Origin of the sequence: Legionella bozemanae (assembly GCF_900450575.1) — a bacterium.
GTDB classification, from domain to species: Bacteria; Pseudomonadota; Gammaproteobacteria; order Legionellales; family Legionellaceae; genus Legionella; species Legionella bozemanae.
This window is the reverse complement of record NZ_UGGY01000001.1, coordinates 1,472,985-1,488,241: the sequence shown is the minus strand read 5'-3', so window position 1 is coordinate 1,488,241 and position 15,257 is coordinate 1,472,985. Positions and strand designations below refer to the sequence as shown.

The following is a 15,257-nucleotide window of genomic DNA, read 5'->3' as shown; positions in this document are numbered from 1 at the left end:
ATCTAAAACCTAAAATAAAGAAAAGGAGTGTAATCTGAACTAAACATCCCCATAGTTGCCAATACGAACAAAACCACAGTTGCAGCAAATAGAAATGATTGCTGCCTAATACCTTGTATTACCATAGTCTCACTCCAAGCACTATGCCACCATGTGGGTAAGCGTAATGTAGTTCCAGGAACTTTAAAAAATACGATAATTGAACCAAGAAATAATAAAAACAAATCACGATTGCCAATCAATAGACCCCAAGGGGGAGGATTAAATTTCAACGTAGTAATACCCAACATCACTTTTATAAAACCAAGAGCATAGGTAAATGTAGGTGATCTAAAAAGTACCCAACCAAATAAAATAATGACCATGGTCATAGCAAAACGCAGCAAATCAGGAAAATAATCCTTTAGATTGGGATAGAGCTCTGAACAATATTTTTCCAAGCAAAGGAAAAAACCATAATAAGCCCCCCATGCGATGAAAGTCCAATTCGCTCCGTGCCAAAAACCAGAAATCAGAAAAACAATCCATAAATTAATAAACGCTCTGAATTTAGAAGTTCGATTGCCCCCAAGAGGAATATACAAATACAAACGCATCCAGCTGGATAAACTAATATGCCATCGTCGCCAAAATTCACTGATACTTTTAGATAAATAAGGTTGATTAAAATTTTCGGGAAAACGAAAACCCATCATGGCACCTAAACCAATAGCCATATCAGAGTATCCAGAAAAATCAAAATAAATTTGCAGCATATAAGAAAATGCCCCTGCCCATGCCGCCCCCAAAGACAACTCATGTATAGGGAGAGAAAAAACACGGTCAGCAACGAAACCTAATTGATCAGCAATTAATATTTTTTTAGAAAATCCAACACAAAAACGAAAAAAACCTACTAAAAACAATGAACTATGATAGGTTCTTTTTTGAATCTGGTTCCCAATATCATGATATCTAATAATGGGTCCTGCAATTAGTTGAGGAAATAAAAAAATATACAGTGCGCAATCGTAAAAACTTCTCGGAGGCGTAGCCCTTCCCTTAAAACTATCTACCAAATAACTGATTTTATGGAATGTGATAAAAGAAATTCCTAATAATAAAGGCTCAGTGCCTTGAGGCAGCTCTCCCTGATATAATTTCAATGGATACAAAATATCCGTGAGAATAAACGTAGTATATTTGAATGCAATCAATATGATTACATTAAGAAAGATACCCAAACATAAAAGCGTTTTTTTTCTCGCAAGGGATAGAGCCGATGTTTCTGATATCGCTTTTGATAAAAGATAATCAAAATAAACAAAAGCCAACAAAAGAAACACATATACAGGTTCCCCCCAGGAAAAAAAAACAATGCTACCCATCAGGGCAAATAAATTGCGCCATTCCCCATAAGCTGGACATAGATAATATAGAGAGATAAAAATAGGTAAAAAGAAAAATAAAAATATTGGGGTGGTAAACAACATAAATAACATCCCTTTAATAGTCTTAAGTAAATTGATGCAAAATAAGTTTTCTACCTGTAAACCCAGTATGTCCTGTAACTAATATTTTTTTCCAGCAAGCGCTTGTTCAAAAGGCAACAAGTACATGGGCATCACTCCTTATTCCCATCTAATCAACACAAGTTTCCCTCAATGCAATGTTTCTTTCTTATGTAATATGTTGATTCGGCTATTTATCCTTAACTCGACATCCTTTCTTCGTTCAATCTAAAGCAAAGCAGTTAACGCTTCGGCTAATTACTGATTCCACCTATAGTTTTTTAACTCTCATTTGGCAACAAACTTACCTCTTCAATGCATTGTGTCGCGCAATACATGAGAAATGCTTGGTTAAAGAAAGACAAATAGTAAAAAAGCTTTCTAGCTTTTTGTCTTGGAGGACATAGTTTCCCTTATTTAGACTCGAGTTGTACAACGAGTTAAGTTTCTTTAAGTCCCTTTAACTTATGGTTGCAAATTCTAATGTACTTGATTCTTTTATGCAATTTAAAATTTTTAAAGAAGAAACGTCCCTTGATCCATCGACAATTTAGTAAAATTAAATTACATTAACGAGCAAGCTAAATTTACCATTTAGTAAGAACAAAGGCATGTCATCAAAAATACAGGGGAAGTTTATGCAGTTAATACCTATAATTCTTTGTGGTGGTGCAGGTTCGCGCCTTTGGCCGGTTTCTCGAGAGTTACATCCCAAACCTTTTATCCGAATACATGATGGGCAGAGCTTATTACAAAAAGCTTTTTTACGTGCATCTCTATTGCCCGAAGTCAAAGAGATAATGACAGTAACTCATCGCGAGTTATTTTTTAAGATAGAAGACGAATATCGGGCGATTAATAAAAATGCTGTTTCAACTTCTTTTATTCTAGAACCTTTTGGTCGGAACACAGCAGCCGCGATTGCTATTGCAGCTTTGCAAATTAACAAAATATATGGTGAAAATATTTTGATGCTGGTCTTGGCGGCAGATCATTTAATTCATGATCAAGATGCTTTTCAAAAGGCAGTAGCACAAGCCAGTGAATTGGCAATGCAAGGTCAATTAGTCACTTTCGGTATTCAACCCGATGCACCAAGCACTGCTTATGGTTATATCGAAGCAGAAGGCTCTCAAGTACTTCGTTTCATTGAAAAACCTTCATTCGAGAAAGCGCAAACTTATTTGGCAACGAATCGATTTCTATGGAACTCCGGCATGTTTCTTTTTACTGTAGAGAGCGTGTTACATTTAATGGAAAAATATTGCCCCGCTATTTTATCTGCAGCCAAACATTGTATTGAGCAATCCAGCCATGCGGAAGGAAAAGGATTTAGTCAACTTGAACTGGATGCAACGAGTTTTAATTTAGTACCTGATATTTCAATTGACTATGCTTTGATGGAAAAATCGTCAGAAATTGCCGTAGTTCCATGTGATATCAACTGGACAGATGTAGGATCATGGGCCACATTAGGTGATCTGGTTGAAGCAGATAATCAAGGCAACCGAATCGAAGGCGAGGCTTTTTTGCATGATGTTGCTAATTGTTATATTCAAAGTGATGAGCGTCTTGTGGGTGCAGTCGGGGTTGAGAATCTCATTATCATTGATACTCCTGATGCATTGTTGGTGGCGGATAAATCCCGCGCACAAGATGTCAAACACATTTATACACAACTCAAAATGCAAGGGCATGAAGCACATAAGCTACATCGTACTGTTCATCGCCCATGGGGTACTTATACGGTGTTGGAAGAAAGCCATCGCTTCAAAATTAAACGTATTGAAGTAAAACCAGGAGCCAGCCTAAGTCTGCAAATGCATCATCACCGCAGCGAACATTGGGTAGTGGTAAGCGGTATGGCCAAGGTAGTAAATGGTGAGCAGACTTTTTTTGTCAATACCAACGAATCTACCTACATTCCGGCAGGTCATCAACATCGCTTGGAGAATCCAGGTGTGATTGATTTGGTAATGATTGAAATACAAAGCGGTGAATATCTGGGTGAAGATGATATTGTTCGTTTTCAAGATAATTATGGACGTGCTTAAAATTAATAAAGGCAATGGGATATAACGTTACTTTAAGGAAAAGTATTTCATAAGGGAAAAAATGAAAAAAGCATTAATTACTGGAATTACAGGGCAAGATGGAACCTACTTGGCAGAGCTTTTACTCCGTAAAGGCTACGAAGTTCATGGAATTAAACGTCGTTCTTCTTTATTTAATACCGATAGAATTGATCATCTCTATCAAGATGTTCATCTAGAAGATCGAAGATTTATTTTGCATCATGGCGATCTCACCGATTCTACGAATTTGATTCGCATTATTCAGGAGAGTCAGCCAGATGAAATTTATAATCTTGCTGCCATGAGTCATGTAGCCGTCAGTTTTGAAACACCAGAATATACAGCTAATGCGGATGGTATTGGCACATTAAGAATCCTGGAGGCCATTCGTTTGCTTAAACTGAATGACAAAACTCGTTTCTATCAAGCATCTACATCAGAACTTTATGGTTTAGTGCAAGAAGTGCCGCAAAAAGAAAGCACACCATTTTATCCGCGCAGTCCTTATGCTGTTGCCAAGCTTTATGCTTATTGGATCACTGTTAATTACCGGGAAGCCTATGGTATCTATGCATGTAATGGAATTTTATTTAATCATGAAAGTCCAATTCGCGGTGAAACTTTTGTAACTCGTAAAATTACACGAGCTCTGGCAAGAATTAAGCTGGGTTTACAAAAATGCCTCTATTTAGGAAACTTGGATGCAATGCGGGACTGGGGACATGCACGCGATTATGTAGAAATGCAATGGCTCATGTTACAGCAGGAACAACCAGAGGATTTCGTAATTGCTACGGGCCAACAATTTAGTGTTAGAGAGTTTGTAGAAGCAGCTGCACAAGTTGTCAATATTAATATCACTTGGCATGGTGAAGGTGATAAAGAGATTGGTTGTGATCAAAATGGTAATAAGATTGTATGCGTGGATCCACGTTATTTCCGTCCTTCTGAAGTAGATAATTTGTTAGGGGATGCTACTAAAGCAAGAGAAAAATTGGGTTGGATCCCCAAAACCAGCTTCCAATCATTAGTCTCTGAAATGATGCTTGAAGATCTCAAAATAGCGCAACGAGATGAGTTAGTAAAACAACATGGATTTGCAGCTTATGACTATCACGAATAAAGATACGACGATAAATACTTCATCAAAAATTTATGTAGCTGGTCACCACGGTATGGTGGGATCAGCTATTGTTCGACAATTGCACGCAAAAGGATATAAGCATTTACTGCTTCGTAGCCGTGCTGAATTGGATCTTACGAATCAAGCAGATGTCATGGCATTCTTTAATCAAGAAAAGCCAGATTATGTTTTTTTAGCAGCTGCGAAAGTCGGTGGAATTCATGCCAATAATTATTATCGTGCTGAATTTATTTATCAAAATTTAATGATACAAACCAATGTAATTCATGCTGCTTGGCAAGCTGGCGTTAAGCGATTATTGTTTTTGGGTTCTAGTTGTATTTATCCACGAGACTGTCCTCAGCCGATTTGCGAAGACTATTTATTAACAGATTCTTTAGAACAAACAAATGAACCTTATGCCATAGCTAAAATTGCCGGGATAAAGCTCTGTGAAAGTTATAACCGCCAGTATGGGACACAATATGTATGTACCATGCCAACGAACCTCTATGGCCCCAATGATAATTACGATTTGCATAATAGTCACGTGTTACCCGCATTAATCCGCAAAACACATGAAGCAAAATTGCGGAAGGATAAACACCTTTTAATTTGGGGTACAGGTAGGCCTAAACGAGAATTCCTTTATGTAGATGATATGGCAGATGCTTGTGTTTTTCTTATGGAACATCCTGCTGCGCAAGGCATCTTTAATATTGGTAGTGGAATGGATGTGAGTATACACATGTTGGCTGAACTCATCATGGATGTGATTGGTTTTACTGGAACTATCGCATTTGATCCAGAGAAACCTGATGGCACGCCACGGAAACTATTAAATATCGAACGTATGAAAGAACTTGGCTGGGTGGCTCAGACTCCTTTACGAGAAGGGATTGTAAAAACTTACCATGATTTTTTGCGCAATGAAAAGTATCAAACATGTCACAACAAAATTCCCGCGTAAATTTTTCGATAGTAGGCTCTGTTTACATTTCGCTAGTTTGACCAAGATAATAGAAATGTAACAGAGCCTAAAATAATTATTTGAAAATTAGCCTCCCTTAAAAAGGAGCGCTGCTATAAGCCTACAATACATCCGCAAAACCATCCTTTGTTTTCTGAAATCCAAGAAATCCTATATAGGCAACACACATACTAATTACAAAAAAGGCACCCAGAGTAGTCCATTGGGGAAATTTTCCAAAAATAACAAGACTTCGAGCTTGTTCAATTATAAAAGTTAATGGGTTGAGGAGTAAAATCTTTTGAAACATCTCAGGTAACATACTAATTGAATAGAAAACAGGCGAAAGATACATCACAATTTGTAAAAGAAAAGCCATCAGATGAGCAATATCTCTTATATAAACCCCTGCCGAACAAAGAAACCAACTCAGGCCTAAAGTAAACAAAATTAAAGGGACAAATAAAAAAGGAAGTAACAAAATCGTTATATTAATCTTTCCTAGTAAAAAGAAAGAAAATGCTACTAATATTAACGTATTAATCATTGCATGAAAAAGAGTTGTTCCGACTATCACCCATGGAAAAACTTCAATAGGAAAAACCACTTTTTTTACAAAATTTGCATTATTTACAATCATAATAGGCGAACGATTCATACATTCAGAAAAAAAATTCAAAATGATTAAACCTACATAGATTAGTAATGAATACATCAGATTATTAGTGACACCTGGCCATTGAATACGCATAAAAACACTAAACACAAGCGTATAAAGACCTAGCATCAGTAAAGGGGCGAGTATTAGCCACAATACTCCGGCAAAAGAACCACGATATCTCATTAAGATATCTCGCTTAATGAGTTGAAAAATAAGATCATGGTGACGCCACAACATTAAAAACATCTGTGCAGGGTGATTTTTTGATAAAGACCGACCCATTTCATTCCCTAACAAGTACACATCCAGATTGGAACTATACAACAACATTCAATGGAAATACATACAAAGCCTAAGTTATCGTACAAATAAATCATGTTAACTCGTTGTATACTATAATGTTTATGAAAAACACCCCATTAAATGTTTCAAATTATCTTGTGCTATCTAAAGGGTATGTTTAAACTACTGAATGCTGTTATGGTTAAGGATAAACATATTAGGGTTGCCACAGCGCACCAAGTTTAGAGAAATGATTCGTAGAATAGCTGGCTCATTATTTAATGTAAGACATATCAATTTGTTTTCAGTCGCTTTTAAAATGCTCGTAAACAGTAAACGCAAGTTTATTGGCATGGTGATCGGCGCTACGTTTTCTGCCTTCATTATCATGCAACAACCGGCTATTTACCAAGGAGTAACTGAGCGCATTATAGCACCAATTCGAGCAGTCACCGGAGTGGATTTATGGGTTATGACAGACAGTTCATTTACATTTGCTGATCCTGTGCGTTTTAGGCCTATAGATATCTATCGTGTTCGTAGTATTCCCGGAGTACTTTGGGCGAAACAAATATATCGAACTTGGCAAACAATGATTCATCGTGAAACTTCGAAAATTACAACATGGGAGCTAGTTGGTGTAGATCCTGACACGCTACTTGGCCTACCTGAAACAATGATTGCAGGCGCCCGCTCCGCAATTCACCGTGCCAATTCAATTATAATTGATGGTTATGCGTTAAAACAGTTTGAAACACCGAATAAAAAATCACTCCGACTTGGCGACAAATTGATTGAAGGACAAAATAAGTGGGTAATAACAGGGATTACAAAACCTCTACGTACTTATATGTACGAGCCTAAAGCTTATATAACGAGTAATCATATCCCTGATATCTCTCATAAGTCTTCTTTTATTTTAGTCAAAGTAAAACCTTCATCTAATCCTTATCAGGTCGCCTATGAAATTCGCAAAGCAACGGGATTTCTCCCATTAACACCCTCTCAATTCATCGATCGTGCCAATAAATTTTTTCGTGAAAAAACACCTATTGTTATCGCGTTTATTGCTATAGCTATTGTTGGGTTTATTATTGGACTTGTTATGATGTGGCAGATTTTTACTAATTTTGTTTTAACCCATCTTCATCAATTTGGCATGTTGAAAATGTTAGGAGTATCCAGCTCATCATTAACTCACATGGTATTATTTCAAGCGTCTATTACCGGTGGATTGGGTTATATTCTTGGACTTGCTTTAACAGCCCTATTTGGATTTATTTTTCATGATTCTACTGTTGCGTTCCATCTTACCTGGCAGATCATTTTATTAGGCGCATTAGGATCAACAATAGTCATTGTTTTTTCATCTTATTTTGCTATCTTAAAAGTCTTACGTTTGGATACGGTAGAATTATGTCGCGACTCAAATTAATGGACACTGGTGAATCTCCTGTCTTACATTGTATGGGTATTACTAAAACCTACCAAACGGGTACCACAACACTTTCCGTATTAGATAATTTTTCATTAGCACTTAATCCAGGCGAAATAGGTATGTTAATGGGAGCATCTGGATGTGGAAAAACAACGTTGCTCATGATTGCTGGGGGGATTCTCTCTCCTGATCAAGGGATTTGTGCGGTATGTGGGAATGATCTTTATAAGATGTCACCGAAAAAAAAAGTTGCGTTTCGTGCCGCCCATATCAGCTTTCTTTTTCAACATCTTCATTTATTTCCAGCTTTATCTGCTCTTGAAAATTTAGCATTGCCATTATTGATTGATGGGGAGTCACCTGAGAAAGCCCATCAAAAAGCAAAACAATTGATGATTCGTTTAGGGCTTGAAATCCATATTCATTCTAAATTAGATACTCTATCGGGTGGACAAAAACAAAGAATAGCGATGGGACGTGCATTAATTCGCGCCCCACGTTTAATTCTTTGCGATGAACCTACCAGCAATTTAGATAGGGATAGTAGCGACTTGGTTTTTTCGCTGATACGGGAATATGCTCAAATGTATGGATGTACTTTTTTAATTTCTACTCATGATTATCGTATTATGTCGCATGCGAATAAAATACTTGAGTTTAAAGGATTAAATGATTATCAAGTAACTTGTCGAAAGGAAACAGTATGAAAAGAAAAATTATTGGCGGGAGTTTGCTGCTACTTTTGATCATTGGCCTATACTCATCGTTTTTATTGAGTCGTAAAATGATAATCCCTCAAAATATATCCGCTCCAGTTGCTGCAATTGAAGAAATAATTGCCCCCGCGATTCTTGATTCTGGAAACGACATGACTCATGTTCCAAGTATTCAAAGTGGAATTGTAAAAAAGATAAATGTTGCCGTGGGACAGATGGTAAAAAAGGGAGAGATTTTATTTTCACTCGATGACACCATAGGACTACATAATGTAACCGTCAATAAGATTGCTCTGCAACAAGCAAAAAATAATTTCATGATTCAAATAAAAAACCTAAAGCATGTCCAATCGCAATTAAAGCGCTTAAAGAGTATTGATAAGCGTGCTATTAATCCAGCTGAATTACGAGAAAAAGAATATGATGTGAAAATGGGCAAAATTCAAATTAAACAATTACAGCACAGTTTAGATGTTGCAAAAGCGAATCTTAGAAATGCACAATTGGCACTCAATCAATTTAACATTGCATCGCCGAAAGATGGAATTGTTTTACAAATTAATGCGCATGTTGATGAATTCGTTGGAGCAGGAAGTCAAGTAATACTCTTAGGAGATGCTCAAAAAGTGATTGTACGTGTTTCTATAGAAGAGCGAGATGCGAAAAAATATTCTCCTGAAGCCTCCGTTTATTTAACTGCAGACGGACTAAACATCCCTTTAACATTTATTCAGCTTGATCGTTACATCATTACCAATGATCGCCTCAACGCGCGGGTACAAGAAGCTTTATACTTTTTTAATCGACAAGATTATCCTGAGCTTGCAGCAGGTCGGCAACTTGATGCCCATATTGCTGTTCAAAAGACATGATCATTCCATGAAATATTATACTTTTTATTTTACATTAGTTGTTGCTCTAATTCTGAATGGATGTTCCATAGGACCAAAATATGTTCCGCCTAGCACCCCTATGCCATCCAGCTGGGGTCACAATGTGCAACATGCAAGTTTAGTAAAAAACGAAGAGGCTTGGTGGCGTAATTTTCACGATCCCTTATTAAACGATCTTATTGAACAACAAGCAGTCTATAGTTTAAGTTTAAAAATGGCACAAGCTAGAGTAAACGTAGCAAAAGCCCAACACGCTGTAGCTGTAGCACAATTATTGCCCTCATTGGGTCTTACTGCATCCCCTCCTACTGGAACAGGATTTGATATCAATCAACTTATTGCCTTAAGCGGTTCTTTAGATCCTGATTTTTTTGGGAAACACCGCCAAATGAAAGAAATGGCTAAAGCAAATTTACAAGCTGAGCAAGCAGACCTAGATTTTGCCTTGATTAATTTATACGCAGAAATTGCCTCCTCCTACTTGGAGTTACGTGAAGCACAGACAAGAAATGCTGTATTGCTCAATAATATTTCAGGCAACAAACAAACACTGCAATTTATCAAGTCACGCTATAAAGCAGGATATGCCAGTTACTTGAATGTATCGCAACAAGATGGACTGGTCGAAACGCAATCAGCTGAATTAGAACAAAATAAAGCATACATTACCGCCCTACTGCACAAAATAGAATTATTAACGGGAAATAATCCAGGAGTATTGGCAAAAAAATTATTACCTCCTAAACCAATTCCTCAAATCACTCAAAATATTAATCTGGGAATTCCTGCTGAACTTTTACGTAGACGACCAGATATTAGAGCGGCGGAACGACGGATAGCGACTTCTCATGCTAATATTCGCGTAGCTATGGCAAATTTATTACCTCAAGTCACTGTAGGATGGTTATTAGGATGGCAAACACAAACTATTGCAGGCAGTATTATTACTGCACGTAATTTTTTCACAGTACAAAATCCCGAATCCAGGTTCTTTGGGACCTTTGGAGCGCCCTTATTCAATGTCAGTTTATTCAATAGCATTGAGTTACGAAAACGTGAAAAAATTATTGCGGTCATCCAATATCAAATCGCTGTAATGCGTGCATTGCATGAAGTTGCAACTCAATATGATTATTTTCAGCATTATAAAAAAAGTCTCAGTCACCTTAAGCGTGCAGTGGAACAAAAACGTCTTGCTTTAAAATTAGCTCGAGCTGCTTATCACAAAGCCTCTTCTGATTTTAATACAGTGCTTCGTGCGGAAGAAGAATTGAATTCCATAGAGTTTGCTTATTTGCAAAATATAGTTCGACTTCAGACGACTCAAATTAACCTTTATAAAGCGTTAGGAGGAAATATAATCTCTCCTAAGATAATATCTGCCCACAATATGAATACAAAAAAAACAAGTTAAAAAATTGAGTTATCCAATGCCACCACAATTATTGAAGATTGCATTAATTACTGATAATTACTACCCGCAAATAGGCGGTGTAGAATATTGTGTTGATGCTTTAGGAAGATATTTAGCTGAACTTGGCCATCAAGTTTGTATTATAACGCGAAAACGAAAGAATCTACCTACTGAAGAATCAAAAGGGTCCCTATTGATTAAACGCATTTCATATTCCGAGATGTATATTGCCCTCTCAGGCTTTTCTCGTCAGTATAATGAGTTTTTTGCTCAATTTGATATTATACATGCCCACAGTTTGGGATCCATTTTAGCAGTACAAGCTCTTCTACTGGCAAAAAAAATAAAAAAAGCGCATGTTTTGACGAGCCATTCCTTATATAGAGATTTGGACAAACGTTTAATTAAATGTTTTGCACTATTAGTTAATCATGTCATCTGTGTTAGCCATGCTATTGCAGAGAATATGAAATCATTAAAGAAAACTGCAACCACTTATTATATTCCAAATGGGTTCGATACCATTTCACCGAATCCAAAAGATGTAGAAAAAATTTACACTGTAGTAAAAAACGCTGATGAATTAATAATAACGACAGTATCTAGATTATCGAGTAAAAAAAAGGTTGCTGATTTTATTTTGATTGCTCACGAACTACTTAAAAAATATAAGAAACTCAAATTTTTTATAGTTGGAGATGGACCACAAAACAAAAAACTTCAACGAATGGCAAATCAATTAGGCCTTTCAGAATATCTTTTTTTTACAGGTAATATTTCACGTTCTTCTGTATTTAATTTAATACAGCAAACGGATATCTTTGTTTTAACCTCACCACATGAAGCCTTTGGGATGGTTATATTAGAAGCTATTTATCATAAGGTCCCCGTTGTTGCTTATGCCAATAATGGAATTTCTGATATTATTTCTTCTGAAAAAACGGGTTTTTTGGTTTCCTCAATAGATGAAATGATCGAAAAAATAATCCAACTTATTCATAATAAAGCACTTCGCTTAGAGTTAGGGAACAATGCCCATCCATTAATCAATAAATTTAAATGGGAAGATGTTGCGAAAGAGACATTATCTGTTTACTATACATTATTGATTTCTTCTCATCCTCATTTGTAACTAGGGTCTGTTAACATTCTCTAACTTGAGTCAAAATCGCTTGATTTTCGAGCAGTGAAGCGCAACATATATTGAAGTATGTTAAGCATCGGAGCACAGGGAGTCAACGATGTTGGCCAAGATAGCCTAAAACGAAACAGTCCCTAATGGATATCACTTATAGAAGGAAAAACAATTATAAGGAAGCTCAAAGTTGATATCACGATTTGCCAATTATTTTCATTTTTTAAGATGCCATATAAAAAAACCGCCTCAGATTAGTAACACAAATATTCAAAAAAACGTCGTTGTTACTATGACTACGACACCGAAACGAATCAATAAAATATGGCCGACTTTAAACTCTATTGCATTGCAATCGCAACAACCTGAAAATATCCTGTTGTGGATTCCAAAGCAATTTAAACGTTTTTCAAACCAATCTATTTCCCAACCACCAGATTTTATTAAAAACTATCCCAATGTTCTTATTCAGCATATTGAGCAGGATTATGGACCTGCCTCAAAATTATTGCCGTGTTTACAATTATTTGCCGGACAAGATACAAAAATAATCATTATTGATGACGATAGAATTTATCCACCTCATTTCATTCATGATCTATTGAAATACGAGCAAGCAGATCCTGCTGCAGCACTCGGAATAGCAGGAACAGTGATGCACGGTGCTATGCGCAATGAACATGCCGCAACTAAAAAAATGGCTTTAGTTGACGTACTCCTGGCATATAATGGCATGCTTGTGAAGCCAACCTTCTTTTCAGAAGATATTTTCCATTATCCACCCAACCTACCCGAAGCTTTTTTTGAGGATGATGTTTGGGTAAGTGGACATTTGCAGAAAAAGAATATACGAAGAGTTCTAATCCCTTCATTACCAGGATGGCAAAGTATTATCCTTGGGAATAAGCGCTCTATGGGATTATGTATGCATGAAAATAAAGATAAGAACAATTTTAATCGGGTCTTTCACTATTTATTTGAACGGTAGCGAATAATGAAAAAGAAAATTCCTATTTTTTATTATCATTCCATTGGTGGCCCGGAGCCCGAAACATTAGCCTTGCAACACTTTATAGCGCATTTGGATGCCTTGAAGGCCCAATCTTATACTACAATCACTCTCGCCGATTTATTTAAAGAAAATTATGATCCTGCAAAACAAAATGCTGTTTTAACATTTGATGATGGCTTATTGGATAATTATGAGAATGCATTGCCCTTGTTAAATCGATATGGTTTCGTTGCAACCTTTTTTGTAGTTCCTGGATTTGATAAAATGATACGCTGGGTGCATCCAGGCAAAAGAAAATGGAGTAATGTTCAAAAAAAAGGCTATACAATACCTTTTAAAAACATGCAAAAAAATCATCGAAAAGCATTGCTTGATTCCGGCATGGAAATTGGCTCACACAGTTTTTCTCATCCCAAACTTCATCAAATTGATCCAAAAAAGCTGGGGTATGAAATTTCTGATTCCAAAAAATATTTGGAAGATGAGTTGGGAATAGCCATTGAAACATTCTGCTACCCCTATGGCGGTTATAATGCAGCTGTTGTTGAAACAGTAAAATATGCAGGGTACCTCGGAGCAACAACTACCTGGCCTGGTTATTATAACTCGGGAAAATCCTTGTATGAAGCCAATCGTTTTTTAATTGAAAATCCAATCTTCTTTAATGAAGTACTTAAGGGTAATGGGTTATCTGTTTGTGCTTATTTAAAATCAAAAATTTTAACTTATCAGAGGGATAAAACTAAGTTGCAGTTATTGTAAAACTATGGATTAGAAACAGATAATTCTTGATTAAGTCTCAGTTTTCATTGAAACAAATTTCAATATAATTTATGCTTTTCTACTCTGGGCTTATATCAGAATTATTATTAAAAGGTATTATTAGATAAATATGGAGATTTCATGTCATTGGATGTCATATATTGTGAAAAATCCAAACATTTTCGCGATTTTTTAAATGTCCCTTTTATATTACATAAACAGGATCAAAATTGGGTTCCCCCTCTCCAGATTGTAACAAAGCGTATTTTAAACAAAAAAAACCCTTTTTATAAAAATGCCAAAATTAGCTTATGGGTTGCCTATAAAGACAATGCGCCAGTCGGCAGAATTGCTTGTATCATTAATCAAACCCATAATAACTATTATGAAGAAAATATTGCTTTTTGGGGATTTTTTGAATCTGAAGAAAATAACGAAGTGACAACTGCTTTATTTAAAAAAATAGAGGAATGGGCACTAACTCATAAGATCAGCACAATTCGTGGTCCAATGAATCCATCGATTAACTACGAGTGCGGCTTACAAATTTCCGCTTTTGATACCCAGCCTTTTTTTATGATGCCACAAAATCCTGAATATTATAGGTCATTAATTGAAAATCAGGGTTATAAAAAAATTCAAGATCTTCAAGCATGGAGTATTAATGTCGACCAAGCGAAGATTGAACCTAAAAAGCTTCGCACACTACAAGCAGTCCAAAAAAAATATGACATACAGATTAGGCTGGTAAATAAGAAATACTTGGCAAATGAGATAAAATTGATTTCAAAAATCTATAATGATGCTTGGTGTGATAATTGGGGATATTTGCCACTGGATTTAGATGAGTTTAATTATTTAATATCCGATTTAAAACCCATTATTGATCCTAACTTGGTTTATATAGCAGAAATAGCGGGAGAACCTTGTGGATTTTCCGTAGGAATACCTAACCTAAATCAGATATTATTAACGAATCGTAACGGAAAATTATTAACTTTTAATCTTCTGAATTTAATTTGGCAAATTAAAGTGAAAAAATCAATAAATCAATTTCGTATTCCACTACTTGGAGTATCGAAAAAATACAAGCATCTTCCAATTGGCGCCCTATTATATTATGAATATATTAAAAGAATCACACCACAGGCACAGTTTTTTGGAGCTGAATGCTCATGGATATTAGAAAACAATCATGCGATGCAAGCAGGACTCAGGCTCGTTAATGCCACCCATTATAAAACTTATCGAGTTTATGAAAAAAAATTTTAAAAACGGATAACATT

At 36.0% G+C, this 15,257-nt stretch carries 13 protein-coding genes; 11 read left to right on the top strand and 2 right to left on the bottom strand.

All coding sequences use genetic code 11. The features are described from left to right. Positions 1–2 precede the first annotated feature (2 nt). Positions 3–1,472 (bottom strand): MBOAT family O-acyltransferase, encoded by a 1,470-nt coding sequence (locus DY223_RS06390; protein ID WP_058459143.1) that lies wholly within the window; start codon positions 1,470–1,472, stop codon positions 3–5. A 656-nt stretch (positions 1,473–2,128) separates the two neighbouring features. Here DY223_RS06390 and DY223_RS06385 point away from each other — a divergent pair. The 3 genes from DY223_RS06385 (at position 2,129) to DY223_RS06375 (ending at position 5,658) form a co-directional block, all read left to right on the top strand. Continuing rightward, positions 2,129–3,544, top strand: a complete 1,416-nt coding sequence (locus DY223_RS06385) for a mannose-1-phosphate guanylyltransferase/mannose-6-phosphate isomerase (RefSeq protein ID WP_058459142.1) — start codon at positions 2,129–2,131, stop codon at positions 3,542–3,544. A gap of 61 nt (positions 3,545–3,605) precedes the next feature. Further along, a complete protein-coding gene (gene gmd, locus DY223_RS06380; protein ID WP_058459141.1) occupies positions 3,606–4,688 on the top strand; it encodes a GDP-mannose 4,6-dehydratase in 1,083 nt (360 codons plus the stop codon). Continuing rightward, on the top strand, positions 4,672–5,658 hold the full coding sequence (locus tag DY223_RS06375; RefSeq protein WP_165483271.1) for a GDP-L-fucose synthase family protein: 987 nt from the start codon (positions 4,672–4,674) through the stop codon (positions 5,656–5,658). Before gmd ends, DY223_RS06375 begins: the two co-directional genes overlap by 17 nt. Positions 5,659–5,779: 121 nt before the next feature. Here the strand turns inward: DY223_RS06375 and DY223_RS06370 are convergent, their stop codons facing one another. Then, positions 5,780–6,601, bottom strand: coding sequence for an ABC transporter permease (locus DY223_RS06370; RefSeq protein ID WP_064115095.1), 822 nt, complete (start codon positions 6,599–6,601; stop codon positions 5,780–5,782). Positions 6,602–6,791: 190 nt separating this feature from the next. Between DY223_RS06370 and DY223_RS06365 the strand changes: the two genes are divergently transcribed. The 8 genes from DY223_RS06365 (at position 6,792) to DY223_RS06330 (ending at position 15,243) form a co-directional block, all read left to right on the top strand. After that, the gene (locus DY223_RS06365) at positions 6,792–8,036 is read left to right on the top strand and encodes an ABC transporter permease (RefSeq protein ID WP_064115096.1); all 1,245 of its coding nucleotides are present in this window, start codon (positions 6,792–6,794) and stop codon (positions 8,034–8,036) included. After that, positions 8,018–8,746 (top strand): ABC transporter ATP-binding protein, encoded by a 729-nt coding sequence (locus tag DY223_RS06360; protein WP_082642432.1) that lies wholly within the window; start codon positions 8,018–8,020, stop codon positions 8,744–8,746. Before DY223_RS06365 ends, DY223_RS06360 begins: the two co-directional genes overlap by 19 nt. Then, complete coding sequence (locus tag DY223_RS06355) at positions 8,743–9,627, top strand: efflux RND transporter periplasmic adaptor subunit (protein ID WP_058459139.1); 885 nt, start codon at positions 8,743–8,745, stop codon at positions 9,625–9,627. The genes DY223_RS06360 and DY223_RS06355 overlap by 4 nt, the downstream gene beginning before the upstream one ends. A gap of 7 nt (positions 9,628–9,634) precedes the next feature. Beyond that, positions 9,635–11,062, top strand: coding sequence for an efflux transporter outer membrane subunit (locus tag DY223_RS06350; protein ID WP_058459138.1), 1,428 nt, complete (start codon positions 9,635–9,637; stop codon positions 11,060–11,062). Between the two features lie 16 nt (positions 11,063–11,078). Further along, entirely contained in the window at positions 11,079–12,194 is a 1,116-nt protein-coding gene (locus DY223_RS06345) for a glycosyltransferase family 4 protein (RefSeq protein ID WP_058459137.1), read from the top strand. A gap of 193 nt (positions 12,195–12,387) precedes the next feature. Then, positions 12,388–13,185, top strand: a complete 798-nt coding sequence (locus tag DY223_RS06340; RefSeq protein WP_058459136.1) for a hypothetical protein — start codon at positions 12,388–12,390, stop codon at positions 13,183–13,185. A 6-nt stretch (positions 13,186–13,191) separates the two neighbouring features. After that, entirely contained in the window at positions 13,192–13,971 is a 780-nt protein-coding gene (locus DY223_RS06335; protein ID WP_058459135.1) for a polysaccharide deacetylase family protein, read from the top strand. 141 nt (positions 13,972–14,112) lie between these two features. Then, positions 14,113–15,243 (top strand): hypothetical protein, encoded by a 1,131-nt coding sequence (locus DY223_RS06330; RefSeq protein WP_058459134.1) that lies wholly within the window; start codon positions 14,113–14,115, stop codon positions 15,241–15,243. The last annotated feature ends 14 nt before the right edge of the window (positions 15,244–15,257 follow it).

Coding starts and splice junctions, on each gene's coding strand:
- DY223_RS06350 (WP_058459138.1), top strand. CDS start 9,635: ATGAAATATTATACTTTTTATTTTACATTAGTTGTTGCTCTAATTCTG.
- DY223_RS06370 (WP_064115095.1), bottom strand. CDS start 6,601: ATGGGTCGGTCTTTATCAAAAAATCACCCTGCACAGATGTTTTTAATG.
- DY223_RS06390 (WP_058459143.1), bottom strand. CDS start 1,472: ATGTTGTTTACCACCCCAATATTTTTATTTTTCTTTTTACCTATTTTT.
- DY223_RS06385 (WP_058459142.1), top strand. CDS start 2,129: ATGCAGTTAATACCTATAATTCTTTGTGGTGGTGCAGGTTCGCGCCTT.
- DY223_RS06330 (WP_058459134.1), top strand. CDS start 14,113: ATGTCATTGGATGTCATATATTGTGAAAAATCCAAACATTTTCGCGAT.
- DY223_RS06360 (WP_082642432.1), top strand. CDS start 8,018: ATGTCGCGACTCAAATTAATGGACACTGGTGAATCTCCTGTCTTACAT.
- DY223_RS06375 (WP_165483271.1), top strand. CDS start 4,672: ATGACTATCACGAATAAAGATACGACGATAAATACTTCATCAAAAATT.
- DY223_RS06335 (WP_058459135.1), top strand. CDS start 13,192: ATGAAAAAGAAAATTCCTATTTTTTATTATCATTCCATTGGTGGCCCG.
- DY223_RS06365 (WP_064115096.1), top strand. CDS start 6,792: ATGCTGTTATGGTTAAGGATAAACATATTAGGGTTGCCACAGCGCACC.
- DY223_RS06345 (WP_058459137.1), top strand. CDS start 11,079: ATGCCACCACAATTATTGAAGATTGCATTAATTACTGATAATTACTAC.
- gmd (WP_058459141.1), top strand. CDS start 3,606: ATGAAAAAAGCATTAATTACTGGAATTACAGGGCAAGATGGAACCTAC.
- DY223_RS06355 (WP_058459139.1), top strand. CDS start 8,743: ATGAAAAGAAAAATTATTGGCGGGAGTTTGCTGCTACTTTTGATCATT.